18 protein-coding genes are annotated in these 24,039 nt (G+C 57.5%); 2 read left to right on the top strand and 16 right to left on the bottom strand.

Features of this window, described 5'->3' with window-relative positions:
- Positions 1-45: 45 nt before the first annotated feature.
- The 14 genes from V4U88_RS13175 to V4U88_RS13110 all read right to left on the bottom strand — a co-directional run bounded on the left by V4U88_RS13175 (position 46) and on the right by V4U88_RS13110 (position 20,211).
- Positions 46-1,401: a glucose-6-phosphate isomerase gene (locus V4U88_RS13175; protein ID WP_334073710.1), complete on the bottom strand. Its 1,356-nt coding sequence runs from the start codon at positions 1,399-1,401 to the stop codon at positions 46-48.
- 154 nt (positions 1,402-1,555) lie between these two features.
- Complete coding sequence (locus V4U88_RS13170) at positions 1,556-2,440, bottom strand: NAD(P)-dependent oxidoreductase (RefSeq protein WP_334073709.1); 885 nt, start codon at positions 2,438-2,440, stop codon at positions 1,556-1,558.
- A 174-nt stretch (positions 2,441-2,614) separates the two neighbouring features.
- A complete protein-coding gene (gene ppnP / locus V4U88_RS13165) occupies positions 2,615-2,935 on the bottom strand; it encodes a pyrimidine/purine nucleoside phosphorylase (protein ID WP_334073708.1) in 321 nt (106 codons plus the stop codon).
- A gap of 35 nt (positions 2,936-2,970) precedes the next feature.
- Positions 2,971-4,995, bottom strand: a complete 2,025-nt coding sequence (tkt, locus tag V4U88_RS13160; RefSeq protein ID WP_334073707.1) for a transketolase — start codon at positions 4,993-4,995, stop codon at positions 2,971-2,973.
- Between the two features lie 260 nt (positions 4,996-5,255).
- Positions 5,256-8,105 carry a VWA domain-containing protein gene (locus tag V4U88_RS13155; protein WP_334073706.1) on the bottom strand — a complete coding sequence of 950 codons (2,850 nt, stop codon included), beginning with the start codon at positions 8,103-8,105 and terminating at the stop codon, positions 5,256-5,258.
- Positions 8,086-10,077 carry a vWA domain-containing protein gene (locus V4U88_RS13150; RefSeq protein WP_334073705.1) on the bottom strand — a complete coding sequence of 664 codons (1,992 nt, stop codon included), beginning with the start codon at positions 10,075-10,077 and terminating at the stop codon, positions 8,086-8,088. Before V4U88_RS13150 ends, V4U88_RS13155 begins: the two co-directional genes overlap by 20 nt.
- 39 nt (positions 10,078-10,116) lie before the next feature.
- Positions 10,117-11,007 (bottom strand): DUF58 domain-containing protein, encoded by an 891-nt coding sequence (locus tag V4U88_RS13145; RefSeq protein ID WP_334073704.1) that lies wholly within the window; start codon positions 11,005-11,007, stop codon positions 10,117-10,119.
- Positions 11,004-11,993, bottom strand: coding sequence for an AAA family ATPase (locus V4U88_RS13140; protein ID WP_334073703.1), 990 nt, complete (start codon positions 11,991-11,993; stop codon positions 11,004-11,006). Before V4U88_RS13140 ends, V4U88_RS13145 begins: the two co-directional genes overlap by 4 nt.
- 38 nt (positions 11,994-12,031) lie before the next feature.
- Positions 12,032-13,732 carry a phage tail tape measure protein gene (locus V4U88_RS13135; protein WP_334073702.1) on the bottom strand — a complete coding sequence of 567 codons (1,701 nt, stop codon included), beginning with the start codon at positions 13,730-13,732 and terminating at the stop codon, positions 12,032-12,034.
- A 38-nt stretch (positions 13,733-13,770) separates the two neighbouring features.
- Positions 13,771-14,718, bottom strand: a complete 948-nt coding sequence (locus V4U88_RS13130) for an ABC transporter permease (RefSeq protein WP_334073701.1) — start codon at positions 14,716-14,718, stop codon at positions 13,771-13,773.
- On the bottom strand, positions 14,693-15,643 hold the full coding sequence (locus tag V4U88_RS13125; RefSeq protein ID WP_334073700.1) for an ABC transporter ATP-binding protein: 951 nt from the start codon (positions 15,641-15,643) through the stop codon (positions 14,693-14,695). Before V4U88_RS13125 ends, V4U88_RS13130 begins: the two co-directional genes overlap by 26 nt.
- Positions 15,640-18,018, bottom strand: coding sequence for a DUF7408 domain-containing protein (locus tag V4U88_RS13120; RefSeq protein ID WP_334073699.1), 2,379 nt, complete (start codon positions 18,016-18,018; stop codon positions 15,640-15,642). The genes V4U88_RS13125 and V4U88_RS13120 overlap by 4 nt, the downstream gene beginning before the upstream one ends.
- A gap of 148 nt (positions 18,019-18,166) precedes the next feature.
- Positions 18,167-19,066, bottom strand: coding sequence for a formyltetrahydrofolate deformylase (purU, locus tag V4U88_RS13115; protein WP_334073698.1), 900 nt, complete (start codon positions 19,064-19,066; stop codon positions 18,167-18,169).
- A gap of 29 nt (positions 19,067-19,095) precedes the next feature.
- The gene (locus tag V4U88_RS13110; protein WP_334073697.1) at positions 19,096-20,211 is read right to left on the bottom strand and encodes a deoxyribonuclease IV; all 1,116 of its coding nucleotides are present in this window, start codon (positions 20,209-20,211) and stop codon (positions 19,096-19,098) included.
- Positions 20,212-20,404: 193 nt separating this feature from the next.
- On the opposite strand from V4U88_RS13110, the gene V4U88_RS13105 reads away from it, so the two are divergent.
- Both V4U88_RS13105 and V4U88_RS13100 read left to right on the top strand, forming a co-directional pair.
- On the top strand, positions 20,405-20,875 hold the full coding sequence (locus V4U88_RS13105) for a DUF2621 domain-containing protein (protein WP_334073696.1): 471 nt from the start codon (positions 20,405-20,407) through the stop codon (positions 20,873-20,875).
- 63 nt (positions 20,876-20,938) lie between these two features.
- Positions 20,939-21,850 carry a TIGR01777 family oxidoreductase gene (locus V4U88_RS13100; protein ID WP_334073695.1) on the top strand — a complete coding sequence of 304 codons (912 nt, stop codon included), beginning with the start codon at positions 20,939-20,941 and terminating at the stop codon, positions 21,848-21,850.
- Between the two features lie 59 nt (positions 21,851-21,909).
- Here the strand turns inward: V4U88_RS13100 and V4U88_RS13095 are convergent, their stop codons facing one another.
- Both V4U88_RS13095 and V4U88_RS13090 read right to left on the bottom strand, forming a co-directional pair.
- The gene (locus V4U88_RS13095; protein WP_334073694.1) at positions 21,910-22,944 is read right to left on the bottom strand and encodes a FecCD family ABC transporter permease; all 1,035 of its coding nucleotides are present in this window, start codon (positions 22,942-22,944) and stop codon (positions 21,910-21,912) included.
- Between the two features lie 2 nt (positions 22,945-22,946).
- Positions 22,947-23,984 (bottom strand): FecCD family ABC transporter permease, encoded by a 1,038-nt coding sequence (locus V4U88_RS13090; RefSeq protein ID WP_334073693.1) that lies wholly within the window; start codon positions 23,982-23,984, stop codon positions 22,947-22,949.
- Between the last annotated feature and the right edge of the window lie 55 nt (positions 23,985-24,039).

Below are 24,039 nucleotides of genomic sequence, written 5' to 3'. Positions count from 1 at the left end.
TGCTTCCTGGCGGCTTTATTCCTGCCTTGTATAAAGGCTGGTCGATTACTCGGAAAGTCTTGCTTCCAGTTCCGCTTTCTCTTTCTCGTAACCCGGTTTGCCCAGCAGAGCGAACATGTTCTTCTTGTACGCCTCTACGCCCGGCTGATCGAATGGGTTTACGCCCATCAGGTAGCCGCTGATGCCGCAGGCCTTTTCAAAGAAGTATACCAGATAACCGAAGGAATATGGAGTCAAATCCGGAACATTTACGACCAAATTCGGAACCTGACCGTCGGTATGGGCCAGCAATGTGCCCTGGAACGCCTTTTTGTTGACGAAGTCGAGCGTTTTGCCGGCCAGGAAGTTAAGGCCGTCCAGATCCGCCGGATCGGATTCGATCGTAATGTGGCTAGGTACTTCGGTAACCTGAATGACAGTTTCAAAGATGTTGCGGTTGCCCTCCTGGATAAATTGACCCATGGAGTGCAGGTCTGTCGAGAAATCCACCGCAGCCGGGAAAATTCCTTTGAAGTCCTTGCCTTCGCTCTCGCCGTAGAGCTGTTTCCACCATTCGGACACGTAATGCAGGGAAGGCTCGTAGTTCACCAGGATTTCCGTCACTTTCCCTTTGCGGTACAGCGCGTTGCGGACTGCCGCATATTGGTAGCTGGCGTTCTCGGCCAGATTCGGATTGCTGTATTCCTTGGACGCATCGGCCGCGCCTTGCATCATTTCCTCAATGTTAATGCCTGCTGTCGCAATCGGCAACAGGCCTACCGCCGTCAGAACGGAGTAACGTCCGCCAACATCGTCCGGAATCACGAATGTTTCGTAGCCTTCTTCATTGGACAGCTTCTTCAGGGCGCCTTTCTCGCGGTCGGTAGTAGCATAAATCCGCTTGCGGGCCTCTTCTTTGCCGTATTTCTTCTCCAGAGCCGCACGGAAAATCCGGAAGGCAATTGCCGGTTCCGTCGTCGTTCCCGACTTCGAAATGACGTTGATGGAGAAGTCCTTGCCTTCGATCAGATCGAGGAGATGATTGACATAAGTAGAGCTGATGTTGTTGCCGGCAAAATAGATTTCCGGGGTTTTACGCTTGTCCTTAGGAAGCAAATTATAGAAGGAATGCGAAAGCGACTCGATCGCCGCGCGAGCGCCAAGGTAGGAACCGCCGATCCCGATCACGATGAGAACCTCGGAATCGCTTTGGATTTTGGCAGCGGCTTTCTGAATTCGGGAAAACTCTTCTTTATCGTATGCCGTAGGGAGGTCGATCCAACCTAGAAAATCGGAGCCGGCGCCTGTCCCACTATGTAATTGCTCGTGAGCCGCACGAATTTGGGTTTCCAAATAATCCACTTCGTGCTGACCGACAAATTGCAAGGCTTTGCTGTAATCGAACGTTACTTTTTTAGACATGCTGATAATTACCTCCATCTATTTATTGGTCTCACTGCCTATCCAGAGGACAACCATGGTGCATTAACTTGTAACTAGGATACTGTAAAACACCCGTGAAAACAAGGGTACTTTATACACCTTTCCAAGGGTGAAAAAGGCTTCCCGCTCTATTTTACCGCTCCGTATAATACTTAAAAAGCACCTGTGTTCCTTTATCCTCGTAGCCCTCATTCGCAAGCTGCTTATAGAGCGATTCAGCGAGAGCCAGCCCCGGCGTATCCAGCCCCATTTCCCGCGCCGATTCCAGGGCGATCCCCATATCTTTAATGAAATGCTTCACGTAAAAACCGGGCTCGAAATTCCCCGCAATCATGCGCGGACCCAAATTGCTAAGCGACCAACTGCCCGCGGCTCCGCTTTCGATGCTCCGCAGTACGGTTTCCGGGTCAAGCCCCGCGCTCCGCGCGTAGGCCAGCGACTCGCTGACCCCCATCATCCCCGAGGCGATGGCGATCTGGTTGCACATTTTCGTGTGCTGCCCGGCCCCCGCTTTTCCTTGAAGCACGATGTTGCTGCCCATCAGCCGAAAAAGCGGCAGCACCGCCTCAAAGTCCGCCGCATCGCCGCCGACCATAATGGAGAGTTTGGCATCGCGGGCACCGATGTCCCCGCCGGAAACCGGGGCGTCCAAACCGTGAAGCCCCCGGGCGGCGCAGGCTTCGTAAATCCGCCCGGCCAGCAGCGGACTCGAGGTCGTCATATCGATCAGATAAGCTCCCGGCTTGGCGCGGTCCACGAGCCCGTTTTCGCCCAAATAAATGTCCTCCACATCTTTCGGATAACCGACCATCGTAAAGACCACATCACACGCCGCGGCCAGGTCTCCCGGCGTCTCGTGCCATACGGCTCCCCCTTCGACCAGCTCCCGCGCTTTTGCGGGAGTTCGGGTATACACATGCAGCGGGTAACCGGCCTTTTGTATATGACCGGCCATACTTTTGCCCATAACCCCGATTCCGATAAAGCCTACCGATGTACTTTCAGGTGTAAATGCCATAGTAGTTCCTCTCCTTGTCCGTATACGCACTCGATGCTTATTAGTATATCAACTGAAATAAGTCCATGTTTCCAGTAATAGCATAACCATGCTGCCCAAGGCAACCTTCCGTATGGGAAAAGGCAGATACAGCCTAAGCATGTACCTGCCTTTTGGAAGAGATCCAACTTTAACTTAAGCCCCTGAACCGTAAGAGCAGCAGTAATCCGTAACACGCTGGACCACCAGCTTGAAGGAGGAGTTCGCCGGCACGGTAAACGTACCGCGCCCGCTGATCTCTCTCCAGATCGTCTCGCCCGGAAGCAGGACCTTCAAGTCTCCGGAAAGAATGTCCATCACTTCCAGCGAGTCCGTGCCGAATTCATACTCGCCGGGAAGCATAATTCCGAGCGTAATTTTATTTCCGTCCTGCAGCCATACCGTCCGGCTTGTTACTTTGCCGTCAAAATAAATGTTGGCAGCCTTGTCTACAGTTACATTCTTGAATTGCTCCACGCTTCCCGCTCCCCTCGGACATGATCCGATTGATGTTATTTCAATTGTTCCTTGACATGCTTCACCACGTTGGCCACGGTAAAGCCGTATTCTTCAATCACCTTGTCCCCGGGCGCGGAAGCTCCGAAGGTGTCGATGCCGATGACGCTGCCCTTCTCGCCCACATAACGCTCCCATCCGAACGGATGCGCCATTTCCACGGCGACGCGGGCTTTCACCTCAGGCAGAATGACGGAATCTTTGTAAGCCTGATCCTGCTTGTTGAAAAGATCCCAGCTCGGCAGGCTGATGACGCGGACATGAATGCCTTCCTCCGCCAAAGCGGCTTGAGCCTTAACGGCAAGCTGCACTTCGGAGCCGGTGGCGATAATTTGCGCAACCGGTTTGCCGTCCTTGGCATCCGACACGACATAGCCGCCGCGTTTTACGCCGTCGCGCGCGTGTGCGGGCGTCTTCTCCAGAATCGGCAGGTTTTGACGCGTCAGCACCAAAGCCACAGGATTGGAGGTATTCTCCACCGCGTAGGCCCAAGCGGCGGACGTTTCGTTGCCATCGGCAGGACGAATGACCGTCAGACCCGGAATAATGCGGAGGGATGCCAATTGCTCGATCGGCTCGTGCGTAGGACCGTCTTCCCCAACGGCGATACTGTCGTGCGTGAGAACGTAGGTCACAGGCAGCTTCATGAGTGCGGCCAGACGCACAGCCGGACGAAGATAATCGGTGAACACGAAGAACGTGCCTCCGAACACTTTAAGTCCGCCATGCAGCGCGATCCCGTTCATCGCCGCAGCCATGCCGAATTCGCGTACGCCGAAATACAGGTTGCGCCCTTCGCGGCTTTGCGGCGTATAAACCGAAAGACCTTTAAGGTGCGTCATCGTCGAGCTTTCCAGGTCGGCAGAGCCGCCGAGAAGCTGCGGTACGCCGCCGGTCAGACCGTTCAGCGCGTTGCCGGAAGCGACGCGGGTGGACAGCGCTTTATCGTCGGCGCTATATTTCGGCAGATCCTTATCCCAGCCGGACGGAAGTTCACCGGCCAAAGCCTTTTCGAATTGGGCGGCCAGTTCCGGATACTGCGCTTTATATTTGGCAAAAGTCTCGTCCCAAGCTTTGTTCGCCGCGATGCCGCGCTCTTTGACTTGAGCGAAATGCTCGCGAACTTCCTGCGGAACGTAGAAATCTTCTTCATAAACCCATTTGTAAAATTCTTTGGTCAGTTTGGCTTCTTCCGCGCCAAGCGGAGACCCGTGCGTACCGCCATGACCGCCCTTGCCTTGCTTGTTCGGGCTGCCGTAACCGATGACCGTCTTCACCTCGATCAAGGTCGGACGCTCCGTGTCACGCTTGCCTTCTTCGATCGCAGCCGCAATGGCGGACAGATCGTTGCCGTCCTCGACGAGAAGCGTTTGCCAGCCATAAGCTTCAAAACGCTGTCTTACCTTCTCGGAGAAGCTGAGGTTAAGCTCGCCGTCCAGCGAAATATCGTTGGAGTCGTAAAGGAAAATCAGCTTTCCCAGCTTCAGATGACCCGCCAAGGAGGCCGCCTCGCTGGCAACGCCTTCCATCAAGTCTCCGTCGCCGCAGATCCCGTAAGTATAGTGATCGATCAGTTTCAGATCGCCCTTGTTGTAAGTCGCAGCGAGTTGGGTTTCGGCAAGCGCCATTCCCACCGCCATGGCGATCCCTTGTCCGAGCGGACCCGTCGTAGCGTCAACGCCCGCGGTGTGCCCGAATTCCGGGTGGCCCGGCGTTTTGCTGCCCCATTGGCGGAACTGCTTGATTTCTTCCATCGGAAGATCATATCCGGACAAGTGAAGCAAGCTGTACAGCAGCATGGAGCCGTGTCCGGCCGACAATACGAAACGGTCGCGGTTGATCCATGTCGGATGATCCGGATTGTGCGTCATCGTTTTGGCGAACAGCTGATAACCCATCGGCGCGGAGCCCATCGGCATCCCCGGATGGCCGGATTTCGCCTTTTCGATGGCATCGATCGCCAGCGTACGAATCGTAGTAATCGACAAATTTTCAATCGTGTTGTTGTCTGACAATGGCATTTCTTTTCCTCCTTGGTCATGGAAAAATACTTGTTCATCAAGAAAGACTGGAGCTTGCTAAGTTAAACATTCATATTGAAAAGATCATTTTGACTTTATCTATTGTACCACTACCTGCATCTCTTTTCCAGAACAAGATGACTTTCTCAACAATCGTCCATAGCTTTCCCATGAGAGAGGCAAGAATACCTCCATGCGCCAAAAAGAACGATCCTCCCGGTGCGGACAAAATCTATGAAATATAGCGAAACGCCAAGCGCTTATCGGCCGCCGCGCCGCTTGGCCTCCAGCAGGCGGCCAAGCCGGTCCGCGCCTCCGTCTCCGGCGGGCGCGGCCTCCGGGCCGGCCTCCTCCCGTGGAGGGGAGGCCGGCGTCTGCGGCGGGGCATCGGCGGCAGCAGCGCCGTCGGCGCCCGCGCCGTAAAAGGCGGCCGCGCGCGTCTTCCGCGCGGCCAGCCGGGCGAGCCCGGCGTCCGCCCCGGCGGCGGACGCAGCGGGCGGTTCCGCCGCGAGCGCGCGGGCGCGGCGGCGCCAAGGGCTGACGGCGGCAAGGAACGCCGCCAGCCGGGACCATGGCAGCGCCAGACGCCGGACGGCGATGTCGGCGAGCCAGAGCAGCAGCGCCGCGATCAGCAGCGGGCGCTCCCAGCCGCGCAGCGACCGTTCGGGCTGCGCCTTAAACCGGAACGCCGCCTCCGGGTCGTTCCAGTCCAGCACCCGGCCGCCGGTCTGCTCGGCCAAAGCCTGCAGCTTGTCGTCCTGTGCCCCACCGGCCGGAATGCGGAATTCCGGCGAGTACGGCACGACGAAGCCGGTGCCCGTGCTTCCGTTCAGCGCTTCACCGCCGCCATCTTTGGCCTGCAGGTGGAGCAAAAAGGAACCCGGCGTTCGGATATCCGTCGATCCGGAATAAACGCCCGGAGAGATCTGGATCAGCGGAATGTCCCGCTCCCCTCCTTCCTCCCCGGTGACGACCGCTTCCAGCTCTTCGGGAGCGTCCGCTCCTTCCGCCGTCACTTCAAAATGCACTTCATTTCCCATTACAGTCGTGTTCACTTCATACGGGGAAGCGGAGAATTGCGGAAAGGTCCACTTCACCATTTCCGCAAACCACCCGGGAAATTCGGGCCACTTGACCCAATCCCGCGACCATTTCCCCGTCAGGTCGCTGGTCCAGGCAACCGTTCGCCCAGAACCGTACTGCCACCTGGCGAGCAGCGGATCGGGCTCGGGGCTGGACAGCACGGTCTGAGCCGTAAGCTTAGGCGTGGCAGCGACGTACCCGTAAATGCGCGGCGTCCCGTTCCGGAACCAGCCGCCCCAATCCCCCGGTTCCACAAGCGCAGGGACGAACGGGCGGTCGACGATATACGTTCTGGCGATCATCGCGGCCTCCCGGCTGAAAATGGCCGGCAGCGTCGTGGCATCCTCCACAAGGTAATACCGGCCTTTGGCGCCGTTAGCCAAACGCTGCAGCAGATTTACGTCGGCATCCTCGCCGACCGCCACGGTGGACATCGTGATTTTCCCGTCCACCATTGTTTCCAGAAGGTCGTCATAACCCGAATTTACGGCGGATTGACCGTCCGTCAGCAGGATGATATGCTTCCGCTGCGCCTCGGCCGCCAGCATTTTCTCCGTGGCCTCCGATACGGCGGGAAAAATATTTGTCCCTCCCGCGGCCGGAATGCCGCTGATCTGAGCGATCACCGCTTCCTTGTCGTCCAGCGTCCGGGGCTCGACCACCCACCATGGCTGATCGTCGAAAGCGATCACGCCGACCGTATCCTTCGGCCGCAGCAGTTCCACCGTTCGGATCGCCGATTCCTTGGCCAACTCCAGTTTATCCCCCGCCATACTGCCCGACCGGTCGATGACCAGGATCAGCCCCAGGGAAGGGATCTGCCTTTTTCCCTCCAATTCCATGGAAACGGGAAGCAACTGCTCGATCGGCGTTTTATAGTAACCGCCCATTCCGAAGCTGTCCTCGCCTCCAATCATCATAAAGCCAATGCCAAAGGATCGGACCGCCTGTTCGATCAGTTCCATTTGTTTGCCTCCGACCTGCTCGCCGGACACATTATTGAACAGAATGCTTTCATATCCGGCGTACTTGACCAGCTCCGAGGGCAGCATGCCGGGCAGAATGACCTCGTAATCGATCAGCCCGGATTTCAACGCGTTTTCCAGATTGGAGGAGGTCCCCGGCTTTCCCTCGATGATCAGCACTTTGGGCTCGCCTTCCACCCGGGTGAACGCATAATGGGCATTGTTCTCGGCGCGTTCGTCCCCATCCGCAAAAAATTCGGCCCGGTAGCGGTGCAGCCCCGGTTCTCTGGCCAGTCCCTGCAAGGAAAAGCGGTTGTCGCCCCGTTCGAGCGCGATGTCATGCCGGCCGATTTCCCGGTTGTCTTCATATAGCCGCAGTTCGCCCTCACCGGCAAAGGTGCTGCGGATCAGCACTTCAAAAGCGAAGGATTCTCCCGGATACAATTGCTCGGGAAGAATAAATTCCTCAATGGCGGCGTCCGTATGCCGCGGCGGCGTTTTCTTCACCACATCGACCGCGATTCCGCGTTCTTTCAGCAGTGCGGCTTCCGCAGCCGCATCGCCGACATTCTCCCCGCCGTCCGAAATCAGCACGATTCTTCGGTTCTCCTTGCCTGCAAACAGACTGCCCGCGACTTGAAGTCCTTTCTCCAGATTGGTAAACCCCCGATTGACTTCCGCCCCCAGGCTTAAATCTGAAACGGGGCGCGCATCGAGGTTTTTCTCGATCATACCGTCCAGACCGAAGGAAACGACGCCCGCCCGATCTCCGTCGTTTTTTGCCGCCGCGGCCTTGCGGATCCATTCCTGCGCGGAATCCGCTTCCTCGATGCTGTCCGAGCGATCAGCCAGAAATACAATCTCCTTCTCCTTGACCAGTGTGTACGTTTGAAACCCGGCCAGGATCAACAGGAGAAGCGTAAGAATAACGGTTCGCAAGGCAACGGCCCATTTTTTGCGGCCCCCCTTCAGCCCGAAGTCGGAACGAAGCGCGTAAAAAACAAAGGCGCCCAACGGGAGCAGCAACAGCAGTGCCCAAGGATTATGAAATTGAACGCCCACGCCGGTACACCCCCCACTCCGTCAAAATCGCAGCGATAGCCAGGATTACGGCCGGATAGACCAAAGAATACGGCGTTTTGGGCTGTCTCTGGGTCGTTTCCGCCCCTTTTTCCTGAGGGGCCTCGCTCATTCCCCCGCCAGCCGGCGGAGCCCCCGCCGCTTCCGGCAAGGCAGGGCCGCGCAGCGAGGATTCCGCCGGATCGGCCGTCACTTCCAGCAGAAAGCCCGGGCGCTCTGTTCCGTCATTTCCAAGGGTCCGCAAGCTCCATAATCCCGGAACACCGGGAGCCTGCTGGCGGGCGGAGAACTCTCCCTCGGTTGCGGATACCGGGATTTCACCGGTCCCTTGGCGGGCGGCATATCCTTCGAGCGGAGCCCAAACCGCCCTGGCCGTGTCCGCTGTGAAGGGAATCTCCAGTTCGCTCCCGGCGACCGCCCTCCCCAGTCCGGCCGTTCCTCCGAATTGCAGCCACTCCACGGCGTTTTTCACGAGAATGGGAAACTCGGGGCGCAGGGGAAGATCCCCGTCCTTCAGATCAAACAAAAAAACGAGGCGGGGAACGCCGTTCTCCGTTCCCGCATAGGCTGCAGGCTGTCCTCCGATCGTCCAGATCGGCTTGGCCCAAGGCGGTATCTTCGCTGGCCAGAGCTGTCCCGCCGGCGGGTCCGTCATCGTCAGATACCGAGTAACCGGGTGTTCCGCAATTTGAATCTCCCCCGATTCGAGGCGGATTTTGCCACCGCCGTTCTCCCAACTCCAAAGCGGCGTTTCCTTAAGCAGTACAGCCCACTCCCCTTCCTGCACGAGATCCGGCAGTGGACCGTCCACGACGATAAGATCCGGACGAGTCTCCGGAAGCGCGGGGGCTTTCCCCTCCGCACCATCGCCTTCGCCTGCGGGAAGCTGCATTCGCGATAGTCGCACTCCCGTGAGCTGCAACGCTTTTTCCAGAAACAAATTCCCCGGGGAAAGGAGCAGCACGTTCGGGGAATTTGCCCGCTCCCTAAATGCAAAAGCTTCATCGTCCGGGGCATACGCATCCGCTCCCTCGACCGCCAGGCGATAAACGTCTGCCGCGGGCAGACCTTCGAAGGAAACGGTCGATCTTGCCCCCGCTTGAAGCGCCACGGGTTCTGTCGCCAGCAGTTCACCGTCCCCGTAGAGGTTCAGCGTCGCTTTGGTCTCCAAGCTGCCGTGGTTCTTGACCACCGCCACCCCGGTCACGTTCGCTTCCGAATTTTCGGGCGATTTGACTCCGAATTGTTCAATGGCCGTGTTCCGGACTTCCCCTTCCGCTTCCACCGGAACGTATTCCACCGGCACTATGGTTCCCGTATTTTGCTTGCCCGCGACGACCTCGTTCCAGGGGCTGTCCGAAAAAAGCACAATGCGCGCCCGGGAATCGCTTCGGGTCAACGCTGAGGCCAGGGACAGCGTTTCCCGGTAAGCCGCCCTGCCGTAATCCGGAGAAATCCCCGACACCGCCTGGCGAAGCTTGGCCTTGTCAAGCTCCCTTGACAATAAAACCCGGGGCTTGCCGCCGAGTTGAAGAAGCGTGATCTCCTCATTGGACCCCTTGCTTCCGATGTAATGGACGAGTAGGTCTCTCATCCGGTCCAACCGGCTTTCCGACCCGGTTTCGCCGGTTGGACCCGCCTCCGCGGCTGCGCTCATGCTGGCCGACGTATCCATAATAATGACCGTATGGCCTTGAAACCCGCCTTGCACCCGTACGAAAGGCAGCATCAGCGCAGCCACGAGCAGGGCGGCCGCAAGCAACTGGAGCCAAAGCAGCAGCCGATTCTGCAGCTTCTGCCACGGGCGGTTCGCTTCCATATTGCGCAGCACCCGGTTCCACAGCATATGGCTGGGGACAAGCGTGTCGGTATATTTTCGCTTAAACAGATACATGATGACGATCACCGGCAAGGCCAGGCCGAACCAGAGACCTGCCCAGGAGGCGAATTCCATCCGCGCTTCCCCCTTTCATTTCTTCATGAACGTAGTATATCAACCAAGAATCCCCGCCCTGCGAAGCGTCTCAAAAATCCCCTTCTCCAGCGGCAAATCCGTGGGAATGATGACATACCGAATACCTCGCTCCATGCAAAAAGCCGAAATGCGGCCGGTGTAATTTTTCCACTCTGCCGCATAGCTCTCCAGAAACCGTCCGCTTATCGCCAATTCCTTGCCCGTCCCCAGTTCGCTGTCCACCAACCGTAAATCCCCGCTAAACAACGGCTTGATTTCCGCCGGCGATACGACGTGGACAAGGACGATATCCTGACCTGCGGCCATCAAATAGGATAGCGCGTCTTTCAGAGCATCCACCCCGTCCTCCAACCATAAGTCGGAGAAAATCCAGGTCATTCCCGGACGGACGGGCAGCGAAGCTGTACTCCGCAACGCGGACCGGAGGTTCCCCGGACCGGAAGGTTCGGCCTCCTGGAGAAACCGGAACAACCGGAGGGCCGAGGCTTTGCCGCGCACCGCCGGAAGTTTTTGCCGGATCGCATCCGTAAACAAAGCGCCCTCTACCCGATCATCGGCGGCCAAGGCCATATAGCCGATCGCCGCCGCCAGTTTTTTCGCGTAATGGAGCTTGTTCTCTTCGCCGAAATCCATCGATGCCGATATGTCCAGATACAGGCTGACCATGAGTTCCTGCTCGTCCCAATACTGGCGGACAAAAGGGCGGCCGGTCCGCCGGTAGACCCCCCAATCAAAGCGGCGGATATCATCGCCCGGCGTGTATTCCCGGTAATCGGCAAACTCCTGGGACGTGCCGAAGCGGCCGGATAGTCTTTTGCCTTGGGCCGTCCCCCTGACCTGCCGTCCGGAGTTCAGGGACAGCCTTTCTAAGCGGGGAAGCAGGGAAGGCGGAAGCAGCGGCTGATTCATCGGGAGCCCTCCAGCGCGGCCAGGATTTCCTCAACGATTGTATCCGTGGATATGCCCATCGCCTGACCTTCGAAGTTGAGGAACAGCCGATGGCGCAGTGACGGCACCGCAACCGCCGCGATATCGCCGGTTGAAACGTGCAAACGCCCTTTGGAGATCGCCCGCACCTTGGCCGCCGCAATGATCGATTGAATGCCGCGCGGGCCCGACCCGAACCGTACATAATTGCGCACCGTTTCCGGTGCTGCCTGTTCTTCCGGGTGCGTCATCATCAGGAGCCGGATGCCGTAATCCAGCACCTCGTCGGCAAGCAGCACCTCCTTGGCAACCTGGCGGATCTCCAGCAGGTCGGCGACCGAGGTCCGCCGATCCGGTACCGGCGGGGCGGCCGAGGTCGTCCGGCGGACGATCTCCTTAAGCTCCTCCGGGGACGGATAGCCGACCTGGATTTTCAGCATAAACCGGTCAAGTTGGGCCTCGGGCAGCGGATAGGTTCCTTCCTGCTCCAGAGGGTTTTGCGTCGCCAGCACGAAAAAAGGGTGCGGCAGCTTCCGCGTCTCCCCGCCCACCGTAACCGTCTGCTCCTGCATGGCTTCGAGCAGGGCGCTTTGGGTTTTCGGGGAAGCCCGGTTGATCTCGTCCGCCAGCACGATGCCGTTAAACACGGGGCCCGGCTGGAATACTGTATCCGCCGCTCCCTGCGGTCCGAACCTTATAACATTCGTCCCGGTGATATCGCTCGGCATCAAATCCGGCGTAAACTGGATCCGCGAGAAAGATAGATCGAGCGTATCGGCAATCGTCCGGACCAACACGGTTTTTCCCAGACCCGGAATCCCCTCCAACAGCGCGTGCCCGCCGGCAAAAATACACCACAACATCTGCTCCACCACGTCCCGCTGTCCCACGATCACACGGCCAACCTGCTCGCGAACGGCCGATATCGTATCGCTCCAAGCCTTTACTTGCGGCATCGGCTCCAACATCACATATCTCCTCCTTAGATGACATCACCAATTAACGGTCAAGATCCCGGGTCAATTTCCGTAAAATAACGCTCGACCAGTCCCTGCATGCGCTGCGGGAGATCTTTTCGCTCCAGCGACCGTTTGGCTTCGGCCGCATAGTCGCTGTAGACCTCTTCATAGGGGCGGCTGACGCCATCCAGAACGGGGGACTTGCCGCCCTTTTGCACACTGCCGCCGGTACTGGGGCCCCCGTCGGTTTCGACCCGTCCGCCGTCCTGGATACTGCGCGGCGTCGTCACCAGCGTGCGCCCGCCGCTGCCCAGCCCGGCGCCGGAGCCTTGGCCTTGACCGCCTCCCGGGCTCTGGCCCCGACCGGCGCCGGACCCGCTTCCGTTTCCTTGGCCGGCGCCCGCGCCTGGGCCGCTGCCGGTGCCATTTCCGGTACCGGCACCGCTGCCGCCCGGGCGGCCTTCTCCCGAAGCGGCTCCGGGGGAGGCTCCATCGCCGCCAGCGTCAAGCCCGCCGGCAGGAGCGCTTCCCGCCGCCAGCCGCTCCGCCCGGCCGCCCTGGCCCCAGGCGCCCGAAACGGCCAGCCCGGAGGCGGCCATGTCCTCCGCCAAATCCAGCCCCTGCTCCGCCAGGACCGCCGCGAGTTCGGCGGCGGCCGCGGCCTGGCCGGATGTGGCCGCCGCGGCGCGGATCTCGGACTCCATCGCTTCGGCCAGTTCCTTCAGCGCCTGGTCCATCCCGGCGGCCTCACCGCTCTCGATCGCGGACGCCGCCTTCCGCAGCGTTTCCGCCAGCCGCTCTGCGTCCGGACCCTCGGCGGGCGCGGTTTCGGCCAGCTGCCGCAGCGCTTCGGCCAGGCTCTCCCGCTGCTCCACGGTAAGGCTTGGCAGCTTCCGTCTCAGCTCGTCCGCCGCCTTAACGGCTTCGTTCGGGCTCTTCATCTCCAGCGCCTTGCCCAGCTTCGCCGTGTCCGCGCGGCTTTTCCAGGCTTCAAGCCAATCCGCGCGCCGGCGCTGCCCCAGTTCCAGCTTCTCCGCCATCTCGTCCAGCTTTTGCATTTTTTCCTCCAAGCGGTCCAATGCTTTGCCCGGGTCCCGGTTCCGCAGCAAAGCCTGGCGGAGCTCGGCCAACTCCTCGGCCAACGCCGTCTTCGCCTGCGGATCCAGCGTTTCCGCCTTCAACTGCTCCAGCCTAAGCTCGGTTGCCGCCTGCTGAGTGCGAATCCAGTCGCGAGCTTGGCGGTTCTGTCGCACCGCCTCGTCCATCGGATTCGGCAGCAGTGCCAGCAGCAGCGCGGCGAGCAGGCCTAAGGCGGCGGAAATCCGCCAGTAGTGGCGGCGCGGCAGCGGCAAGCGCTGCTTCAGCGCTCCGACATAGACCTCGCCGTACGCCTCCGCCTGTCCCCGTTGAAGACGGGCGATCGGCGTATCTTCTCCGACGAAGGCCAGCGCCGTCGCCATGAGATCCTGCCGCTCCTCCCCCGGGTTCGCCCGGTCCATCGTCCGGGCGGCTTCCGTGAGCGGCACCTTGCTTAAGCGGCCGTGCAGCCAGCCGGCCGCTGTGCATAAACCTAAGCTGGCCGCCGCATAAACCCATAGCCCTTCCAGGGGCCATAGCCTCCCGGCAGCCAGCCAGAGAAGGGCGGCGGCAAGCCCCGCCAGAGAGCCGTTCCTCATGCCGTCCAGTTCGCGAAACCACCGCAGTCGCCGGCGGACGACATTCAACTGACGCCGGAACTCTTCCTCCATATCTGCCGCCTCCTTCCATTGTCCGTTTTGGATTAAGGTCAAGTCTGTTTCCGCATCACCTTGCCGGTCGTTTCACCGTCTGATTCCGAACTATTGGTGCGGAATCGTTTGCCTCTCACCGGCCGGATCTTGCGGATCGCAATCCAGAGAAAAACGACGATCACTACAGAATAAACAAGCACAAACTCTTGCCACAACTGAATGGGCGCCGTTGTCTGAAGGTTGCTCCCACGAACCAGAAAGGCGTTTTCCGAGAATGACGGTTCCAATATGCTAATCAAGGCGCCCGCCGGGTTCAGCCCGAGCAAATAACCGATCCAGGAATAAGTTTGCGTAATGACTTGCGGCATCGTGTATTGGCGCGCCTGCTCTATGCTTAAAGCAAACAGATAGGCAAGCCCGGTCACCAGAAAGATAACAAGCCCCATGCCGTAAGTCATAATGACGGATACTATCGTTCTTCTGAACAAGGTAGAACACATAACTCCGATCGATCCCAACAGCAGCATGACAAACAGGTAGAAAAAGAAGACCGAAAGCAGTTGGCTCGGGGAAACCCCGCCATACAGAAACACGATACTGTAAACCGGCAGTGTCGCCACGATCAGGAGCGTCATGAAGCCAAGCGAGGAGACCAGTTTGCTTAAAATAATCGTCGCGGAGCTCTGCTGCGTCGTCAGCAGCATGTTCAGCGTCTGCTTTTCCCGCTCTCCGCTGATCACCCCCGCCGTCAGCGCCGGTGTCATAAAAGCGATCAAAACGAGCTGCGCGATGCTGAGCGCATAAAACATCATCCGGCTGCTGCCCGGATCGATTCTCCCGGCCCGCCCCATGCTGCCGGAGGTCATCACGTAAATGATCCCCATCGCCAGGAGCCCCATGACCATTACATAGCTAAGCACCGCCACCGCCGCCCGGGGCGTACGCATTCTCAGCCGGAATTCCTTATCCAGGACGGGATTAATCCACATTTTCCGCCAGTTCATGTCCCGCCCCCCCTTTCGTGATTTCCAGAAAGACGTCCTCCAGATTGCTTTGGGCCTCATGGAAGGAAATGACTTGATATCCCGATGCGATGATGCCGCCCAGCAGTTGCGACTGTTCCGCATCGCCTCCGCCGAAATGAACGTGAACGCCGGACTCGTCGTGCAGTACCTGGCTGATATGCGCCTCGTCCTTAAGCCGTGCCGCCAGCTCATCGGCCCGGTCGATGACGCGGATATGCAGCACTCTTTTTACCCGGAGCCGGTCCTGAATCTCGCTGACCCGCCCTTGGGCGATCATCGTCCCGTGCTCGATCACGCCGATCTCATCGACCATTTCCGCCAGTTCGGGTAAAATATGCGATGAAATGATGATCGTCTTGCCCATCAACTTCAGTTCTTTCAGGATTTCCCGCATTTCGATGCGTGCGCGGGGATCGAGCCCTGAAGCAGGCTCGTCCAGAATCAGCACCTCGGGATCGTGCACCAGGCACCGGGCCAGACAGAGGCGCTGCTTCATGCCGCGGGACAAGCTGTCAACGTAGGTATCTTTTTTGTCGCTCAGGTTAACGAGCTCAAGCAACTGCGGAATGAGGCGCTCTCTTTCATCCCTCGGTATGCCGTAGCTGGCCCCGTAAAAATGGAGATACTCCGTCGTCTTGAACTGGTCGTAAACTCCGAAAAAGTCCGGCATGTACCCGATTCGCTTGCGAACCTCGTGCGGATACTCCGTCACTTCGAAGCCGCCGACCTTGGCCGATCCGGAAGTGGGGGCCAGCAAAGTGGCCAAAATCGACATTGTGGTCGTTTTCCCCGCTCCGTTCGGTCCGACAAAACCGAACACCGTGCCTTTCGATATGGTGAGATTCACCGACTTCAGCGCCTCAAAACCGCCGTACGTCTTGCATAAGTTTTTGATCTCAATCATCGCTTTTGCTTTCCTTTCAGCGAAATTTCCGGCAAATCGAAGTAGGTCCATTCTCCGGCCGCAATTTTTATTTTTACGGTCCTGCTGCGCACATAAGCGCTTGCCTTCTTGGTAAGGTCGGCCTCGAACTTGGCTCCAAGGTCAAATTTCTCCCATTTCCCGACCTCCTGGTTCCAAATCGATACCGTGGTTTTGTCCCCGGGATAGGTGGAGCGGACCGTCAACCGGGATACCCGGATGTCGCCAAGATCCGGCAGGGTGTATTCCAAGGTCATCTCTCCGCTCGACATATTGACCCGGTTTGCTCCTTCCGTCCCCCATTCCTGTGCCGTAACCTCCGTAATCCGCGCCTCGGTCACCCCGAACGGAATCGAGACCTCTCCGTTCTGCTCAAATTCCGGAACAAAGGACTGGGCAACCAAATTGAGCCGGTCGGTTTGCGGCGTTTTTCCGTTCACTTCATATTGGCCTTGGTCGAGCGGCTCCTCGCTCCAGCCGATAAATGTATTTTTTCCCCTGGAGGAGAGTGAGTCCATATAATAGTTGATCATGCCTCTTTGCCGTTCCAGCAAATAATCCTCTTTGTTCCCCGTCGGCGGATATAGGGAGGAACCGTAATCCCCCGTATAAACGGCAACGTCGGCCGCCGGAATCTGCACGGTCTTCCCTTGGGGGAGATCGCCAATCCGGTAGACTTTACCCGCAGAAAGAATTGCCGCCTTATTCAAGTCGGTATTTGTTTCATTCGTCACCTTGCCGGTCAGGCGCCCCTGGGCATCGTACGAGGATTCAATTTTAATGGCGCCAAATTCGGGCAGAACCGTTTCGCCCAACCACAGCTTGGCCAAGGAACGGTGCGTCATGTCCCGGAGCTTCACTTCGGTTGCGTCCTGTTTTACTCTGACCAGTTGACGGTTCGATTGCCCACCCTGTCCGCCGGAGATCAAACCGTCCTCCCGGGACACCGAGACAAAGGTACCGGCCGGAAGCGAAACATTATAAGTACCGCCCCGGGGCACGAACAAAGCCGATGCCGTGGCGTTCAGCGCCCGGCCCTTTCCGTCCAGCTCCACAAAGCTCAACGTATGGCTGCGCACGCTCGATTTGCCGCTCGTTCCCGTCATGTAGACGGCACCGCTGGCCAACACCGCGATCAGCGGAATCAGCCCCCAGGCCCACTCGCGCTTGTCGATTTTTTTCAAAACGTAATACAGCACGGGTGCCACCAGGACGGCATATCCGAGAAGCAGCCAGAACAACATGGAAAAAGGAGGCAGCGTAAGGGACGGGAAATAGTCCAGCAAATAACTGATGTTGAAAATCGGGTTGCTGCCGGAACGCATTCCGCCCTGGCCCAAGGAACCCGGGTTTGCGGAAATCTCTTCACGCAGCAGCCCGCTCCATACTTCGGGATGTCCCGACCACCCTTGAAGCGGCGTCATCGCCGGATCGTAGGCAGCGTAGTAGACCTTCCCTTTACCGACGGACCAAGAGGCGAATAGGGGCAGGGAGCCCTCCGCGATCTCCGCCTTCGCCCCCTTCTTCAACGTCGCCTCGGAAACGGGAAAAGGCTCGCCCAAAGCAAGCGGCTTCCCGCCGGCCTTCGCTACATTCGGCAGGGAGGACACATCCGTACTGCCCTTGTACTCGACCGGGGAGAGATCTTCAAATCCCTTTGCGGTCTTGGGATAACCCTGCCCGCCGGCCAAAACGAGGGAGCCGCCCCCGTCGACCCAAGAGCGGATCGCCTCCACCTGTTCCTTTGTCAGGCTGTCAGCCGGATAATTGTTCATAACGAGCACATCCAGGCTGCCGAGCAGTGCCGCCTCTTTGGGAATATCACTCCCTTTTAGCGGGGCAATCACCGCCTGATTGGCGTTTCCGTTGAGTGCGGCGAGAAAGTTCATCGTATCGGGGTCGGCGGCCAGTACGCCGATCAGCGTTCCCCGAACGGAAGCGCTTTGCAGGTAAGGGGTCCCGGAAGCAAAGGGAATATACTCCCCGGATTCGGCCGAACCTTCGTAGAACCGGATTTCATTATTGTTTTTACTGAAGCTGTCGCCCTCGATGCCGAAGGTGACCACCTTCGTTGTTCCCGCCGGCAAATCCACTTGTTGCACGCGAGAGATGCGGGTTCCCGAAAAAGGAACTGCGGTTTGCACCACCAATTCCCCGGAGATGTCCTGATCGCTTGTCAGCGAAATTTTTAAGGGAATCCATTCATTTGATTTGAAAAGTCCGCCAAAGCCCTCTTCGCTTTGAATCGTGATCTTCGGTCCGGCCTCCGCGGCGGACGCCGGGATTCCCGCGACGCAAAATGCCGTCAGCATCCATCCCAGGAATGCGTACAAGGCGTATCGTTTTATTGAAAGCAACACAAGTTTCCCCTTTCCGAACTAAACAAGTTCCCATCCATAGAATCCTTCTTTAATGTTTAACGGGCAGGGGATGCAAAAAGTTTCCCCAAAAACCAAAACCGCGCGGCAGAAACTGGGGTCTGCCGCGCGGTGGAACATGCGATATTTAGTTAAAAACAACGGTTTTGTTCTGATGAACCAGAATCCGGTCCTCGATATGCCATTTCACCGCTCTGGCGAGCACGACGCGCTCGATCGTTCTTCCGATGCGCTTCAGTTCTCCCACATTGTCACGGTGGCTGACCCGCTGAACGTCTTGTTCAATAATCGGTCCGCCGTCAAGCTCTTCGGTCACATAATGAGCCGTCGCACCGATGATTTTAACCCCGCGGTCATAAGCTTGGGAATATGGCTTCCCGCCGACAAAGGCCGGAAGGAAGGAATGGTGAATATTGATGATCCGGTTCCGGTACGGTTCGATCAAGGCGGGCGATACGATCTGCATGTATCTGGCCAGCACGATCAGATCCACTTTTCCGTTGACAAGGTCCAGTTGCTGCCGCTCGGCCTCTTTCTTCGTTTCCGGTGTCACCGGAATATAATGATAAGGGATTCCGAAAGACTCGACATATTCCTTCATATCCGGATGATTGCTGATCACCATTGAAATTTCGGCATCCAGATCTCCCGCCTGCCACTGCCACAAAAGCTCGACAAGACAGTGGTCCTCCTTGGAGACGAGAATCGCCAGCTTTTTCTTGCGGCTCAGCTGATACAGGTTCCATTGCATGTTAAACTTGTCCGCGATTGCGGCAAAGTCCGACTGAAGTCCGGCTGCCCGGTCCTCCAACTGCTCGAGATCAAACTCGATTCTCATAAAAAACATGCCGCCCTCCGGATCCATCGTATATTGATCCGATTGAACGATATTCGCGCCGTGCTCATGAAGAAAACGCGATACGGCCGAAACGATACCCGGGCCGTCCGGACAAGAAATCAGCATCCGGGCGCGATTGCTTTCGTAAGGTTTGGCGGGGCGGCCGCCGGCTTTGATATGAGTCTCCATCTTTCTTCTACATCCCCCTGTAGTCGTTCTTATCCTTGTGCCGTAGCGAGCCAGGCCACCAGGCGCTGATTGATTTGTTCCTCATTATAATCCGGAAACAGATTGTGGGCCGTTACGAGGTCGTAAAGCCGTTCCAAAGGCTCCCGCGGATCAGCCTTCTTCGCCTTGGCGTCGCTCTTCAGCAAATTCCAGGTGTCCAGCACGAACGCGCGCGGGTGAATTTCCTGGCCGGCAAAAAACGCGCCCAGTTGTTCCACCTCGGTCAAGATGCTCTCGCCGAAACGTCCGGCCAAATCCCCGCGAAGCAGGGCGATCTCCATTTCATACATCGGGCGTTGGGTTTTGGGGTCCTTGCCGACCCACGGCGTTTCGAGAATGAAAGGACGTCCCTGCAGCGCCTCGTGGTGCACGACGCGGTTGATCGCTTCAAAGCCGATCCATCCGCTGCCGATCGGGGTATGGCGGTCCTTGCGCGAGCCGATCGGATTTTTGCTGTCATTGATATGGACGACCGCAAGCCGATCCAGACCGATCAGGTCATCGAACTGGCGAAGCACGCCGTCGAGATCATTGACGATGTCGTATCCGGCATCATGAATATGGCAGGTATCCATGCAGATCGTCAGGCGCTCATTATGCTGCACCTTGTCGATAATTGCCGCAATCTCTTCAAAACTCCGGCCGACCTCCGTCCCTTTCCCCGCCATCGTTTCAAGCGCGATATTGACCTCGGTTTCATCGGTGCCGTTCAGCACTTCATTCAAACCTTCCGCAATCCGCTCAACGCCGTATTCCGCATCTTTATCGGTAAACGCGCCGGGGTGAAGGACGATATTCCGCACGCCCAGGGCATGGGTCCGCCGGATTTCCTCCTGCAAAAAATCCACCGCGAGCTGATACGTATTGGGCTTATACGAGCCGAGGTTGATAATGTATGGAGCATGGACGACGATTTCGTCGATCCCCGCCGCAGCCATCGCCGCCTTGCCCGCTTCGATATTCATCGATTCGATCGGCTTGCGGCGCGTATTTTGCGGTGCGCCGGTATATATCATGAACGAGCTGGAGCCGTAAGAAGACGCCTCCGAAGTTGCGCTTAACAGCCCTTTGTCCGAAAACGAAACATGGGAGCCTATTTTAAGCATTTTTCTCTTCCCCCTTTTGGACAGTAAATCGCTAAACATCCCTATTTTATCTTGAATAGCAAAATAAAGCTAGGCCAAGCCTTCAACCCCGCAAGAAATCTATTAACGAGAAGTCTCGTCACAAGGTTGGAAATGCGTTATAATTTTTATCAATGAGAAATATCACAGTTAGAATATCGAGGTGATTGTACCCATGCCCTACCAGGCATTGCTGCTCCCACTATCTTCCGGGGGACCGAGTAACCTGTTCTTGAATACGATTGTCTTCTGGGGTTTTGTGCTGCTTGGCATGATGTCGATCGGCGGTTTTTTTATGTTCCGGAAATTTTTGAAAGTGCTTCCCAAAGCAGACGGCATGTCCAAGCTGGACTGGCAAAACCACTGGGTCGAGAAAAGCCGGCATCTCTGGAGTGACGATGCCAAGGCATTTCTTAATCTGTTGGTACAGCCGGTGCCCGGACCTTTCCGCGATATCGCCAAGCATTCGATCGCTGCGGAAATTGGCCGAATCGCCTTGGAGGAAGAAGCCGCCGAGGTAACCCGGGATCACTGTATTAAAGGTTATATTACAGCCACCCCAAAACGGGACAATAAGTTTCTGATTCAGTTTCTGGAGAAGAATCAAATTGACTACCAGCCATACCGGCATTTAATGAACAAATAGTCTATTGATAAACGGCATCCGGTCCTGAAACTGCAGGTCCGGATTTTTAAAAGGGGGATTTTTGTGAAAATCGCCATCTTTGGCGGAACGGGATTTATCGGCCGGGCTCTAACGGACTATCTGTTGAGAGAGGGCGGCGAGGTCGTCGTCGTTTCCAGGAAAAACAGGAACCGCGAGCTCCACTCCGCTGCGCCGGACCTTATCCATTGTACGTGGGACGAACTCGAACACGATCTTTCTCCGTTGAGCGAAGTTCACGCCTTCGTTAATTTGGCGGGCGCTTCACTTAATCTAAGATGGACCCCGAAAGCCAAGCGGATCATTCTGGAGTCACGGTTGACGACAACCCGAAAGGTCGCCGAATTCGCGGCATCGCTAAGTCCCGGCCCCCAAGCCGTCGTACAGGCCTCCGCCGTCGGATTTTACGGCACCTCACTTACCGAAGAATTTGCGGAATCGGCTCAGCGCAAGAAAGTGGACGACGATTTTCTACAGGAAGTGACGGAGCGCTGGGAAGCCGCCGCAGAGGAGGGTTTCCGGGACCGCCGGCTGATCCTGCTGCGTACCGGAGTCGTTCTCGGCAACGAAGGCGGAGCTTATCCGCTGATGCGGCTTCCCTTCCGGCTGGGCCTCGGCGGGAAGGTCGGCACCGGACAGCAATGGGTTCCCTGGATCCACATAAACGACATCGTGCGCCTGATTGATTTTTGCCTCAACAATCCGGCGATCTCCGGCCCTATCAACGCGGTCAGCCCCTTTCCCGTAACCAACGAGCAATTCAGCGCCGCATTGGGACGGGTTCACCGAACCCCCAGCTGGTTTCCCGTACCGGCTCCCCTCCTGAAACTTCTGCTTGGCGACAGAGCCATGCTGTTGTTGGAAGGTCAGAAAGTCATACCGGCGTCGGCGCTCGTAGCCGGATTTCAATTCACCTACCCCGGATTGCAGGAGGCCTTGGCCGATCTGCACGCATGAAAGAAGCCGTCCGGCTTGCGGACGGCTTCTTCCTTGTTTGTCGCTATGTTTCCAGCATCTTAGCCCTTCGATTTCGCCAGCAAATACAAGAAGTAAGGCGCTCCGATGATGGCTACGACGATCCCCGTCGGAATCTCCGTCGGCTGAAGTACCCATCTGCCCAGCGTATCGCCTATGATGACCAATAGCCCGCCGGCCAGGGCGGAGGCCGGAATTAAAAATTCATGCTTCGGGCCAACCAGCCGCCTTGCCAAATGCGGAGCGATCAGCCCGACAAACGAAATCCCCCCGCCTACGGCTACGGAAGCTCCGGTCAAACCGACGGCGGCCGCCAAAAGTCCGAGCCGTGACCGCTCGATTTGCGTACCGAGACCGGTCGCCGTCTGATCCCCCAGGCTTAGCACATTAAGTGCCCGGGCTTTCATAAATACGTAAGGGATTAAAATCAGGATCCACGGAAGCAGCGCCAGAACATACTTCCACGACGTGCCCCAAATACTTCCGACAAGCCAGACCTGAAGCAGTTGGAAGTTTTCCGGCCGAAGCCGGAGCTGTAGAATGATCATGGCCGCATTGATGCCAGCCGCTACGGCGATTCCCACCAGCACCATCCGGATCGGCTGAAGCCCGTAGTTTTTCTTGTAGGAAAGCACATAAATCAGGATGGCGGCCGACGCGGCTCCCAAAAGGGCGAGAAACGGCATCATAAATACCGGCGCCGCCGCCGTCGTAGGGTAGAACGAAATGAACAAGGTTACGGCCAACCCGGCGCCCGCATTGATGCCGAGCACGCCGGGATCGGCCAACGGGTTGCGGGAGATTCCTTGAAAAATACAGCCGGATACCGCCATTCCCATCCCGATCAGGACGGAGATGACAATCCGGGGGAGCCTGAAATCGTAGAGAATCAACTCCTGCTTATCCGTCCCCATACCAAACAAAGTCCGAAACACTTCGCCTGGCGTAAGCCGGATATATCCCGTGTTCATGCTGATGATAAATACAGCCAGAATCAAAACTGTGAAGAGCAGAATAACCCCGTAGGATCTCGCCGCTTTTCTCCGTAAATGAGCGCTATAATCCGGTCCGTTCATGTTCAGTCGAGCCCTCCTTTCTGCTTCATCGCGAGGTAAAGGAAGAAGGGAACCCCGATAACGGCGATGAGCGCTCCGATCGGAACATCATGGGGCGGATTAACCATCCGCGCCAGAATATCGGCAAACACCATAAGCAAACTTCCCAGAACGGCTGAAGACGGGACAACCCAGCGATAATCGACACCCACCAAAAATCGGGTGACATGGGGGACCATCAAGCCGACGAATCCGATGGCTCCGACCAGCGAAACGGCGCTTCCCGCCAGAATCAGCACAAAAATCATACTGAGCGCTTTGATTAAGCCCGTCCTCTGCCCCAGTCCGGTAGCCACTTCCTCACCCAGACTAAGCAAGGTGATTGACTTGGAAAGAGAGAGCGCCCCGACCAAACCGACGGCAACGCCTACGGCGACGAATTTCAGCTGGTCCCAGGTCGTCCCGGTAACCGCGCCGGCGTACCAAAACGCAAGATCTTGGCCGACCTTGAAGTACAGGGCGATTCCTTCGCTGATCGCATTCAGCAGCATACTCACCGCCGCCCCTGCCAAGGTAAGTCTGACCGGGGTCATGCCGCCTTTCGAGAGGAAGCCGATGCCAAAAACCAGACCGGCACCGGCCGCGGCGCCGACAAAAGAATAAAACATCATTAGAAGAAAAGGCGTTCCCGGTACCATCGCGAAACAAATCGCCAATGCAAGCCCCGCCCCGGAGTTCAGTCCAAGCAGCCCGGAATCGGCCATCGGGTTTCTTGTCATCCCCTGCATGATCGTTCCCGCGACCGCAAGCGCCGCGCCGATCAATGCCGCGGCTACCGCGCGGGGAAGGCGCATGTCGAGAATAATTTGATGCTCGGTCCGCCCGGCGTCAAAATGAAATAGAGCGTCCCATACCATGGACAGCTTGATATCGGCTGCCCCGACGGAAATGGACAAGCCGATAGCGAATGCAAGCAAAATGACGCCGCCGATCAAAATCAGACTGGCCGCAAGCGGCCGGGAACGGCGGTTTGCTTTTGTAGCTTGGGTTGAGGCTGTCATGAATTAATCCATCCTTTTGACTTGTTCACAGTAGTAAGACAACATAGCAATTATA

The sequence above is a fragment of the Paenibacillus sp. A14 genome (assembly GCF_036864815.1).
Taxonomy (GTDB): domain Bacteria; phylum Bacillota; class Bacilli; order Paenibacillales; family Paenibacillaceae; genus Fontibacillus; species Fontibacillus sanfengchensis.
This window is presented reverse-complemented; position numbering and strand designations above follow the sequence as displayed.

Excerpts from the sequence above, each read along its gene's own strand:
- V4U88_RS13175 (WP_334073710.1), bottom strand. The coding sequence starts at position 1,401 with ATGTCTAAAAAAGTAACGTTCGATTACAGCAAAGCCTTGCAATTTGTC.
- V4U88_RS13170 (WP_334073709.1), bottom strand. The coding sequence starts at position 2,440 with ATGGCATTTACACCTGAAAGTACATCGGTAGGCTTTATCGGAATCGGG.
- tkt (WP_334073707.1), bottom strand. The coding sequence starts at position 4,995 with ATGCCATTGTCAGACAACAACACGATTGAAAATTTGTCGATTACTACG.
- V4U88_RS13150 (WP_334073705.1), bottom strand. The coding sequence starts at position 10,077 with ATGGAATTCGCCTCCTGGGCAGGTCTCTGGTTCGGCCTGGCCTTGCCG.
- V4U88_RS13145 (WP_334073704.1), bottom strand. The coding sequence starts at position 11,007 with ATGAATCAGCCGCTGCTTCCGCCTTCCCTGCTTCCCCGCTTAGAAAGG.
- V4U88_RS13140 (WP_334073703.1), bottom strand. The coding sequence starts at position 11,993 with ATGTTGGAGCCGATGCCGCAAGTAAAGGCTTGGAGCGATACGATATCG.
- V4U88_RS13135 (WP_334073702.1), bottom strand. The coding sequence starts at position 13,732 with ATGGAGGAAGAGTTCCGGCGTCAGTTGAATGTCGTCCGCCGGCGACTG.
- V4U88_RS13130 (WP_334073701.1), bottom strand. The coding sequence starts at position 14,718 with ATGAACTGGCGGAAAATGTGGATTAATCCCGTCCTGGATAAGGAATTC.
- V4U88_RS13125 (WP_334073700.1), bottom strand. The coding sequence starts at position 15,643 with ATGATTGAGATCAAAAACTTATGCAAGACGTACGGCGGTTTTGAGGCG.
- purU (WP_334073698.1), bottom strand. The coding sequence starts at position 19,066 with ATGGAGACTCATATCAAAGCCGGCGGCCGCCCCGCCAAACCTTACGAA.
- V4U88_RS13110 (WP_334073697.1), bottom strand. The coding sequence starts at position 20,211 with ATGCTTAAAATAGGCTCCCATGTTTCGTTTTCGGACAAAGGGCTGTTA.
- V4U88_RS13105 (WP_334073696.1), top strand. The coding sequence starts at position 20,405 with ATGCCCTACCAGGCATTGCTGCTCCCACTATCTTCCGGGGGACCGAGT.
- V4U88_RS13095 (WP_334073694.1), bottom strand. The coding sequence starts at position 22,944 with ATGAACGGACCGGATTATAGCGCTCATTTACGGAGAAAAGCGGCGAGA.
- V4U88_RS13090 (WP_334073693.1), bottom strand. The coding sequence starts at position 23,984 with ATGACAGCCTCAACCCAAGCTACAAAAGCAAACCGCCGTTCCCGGCCG.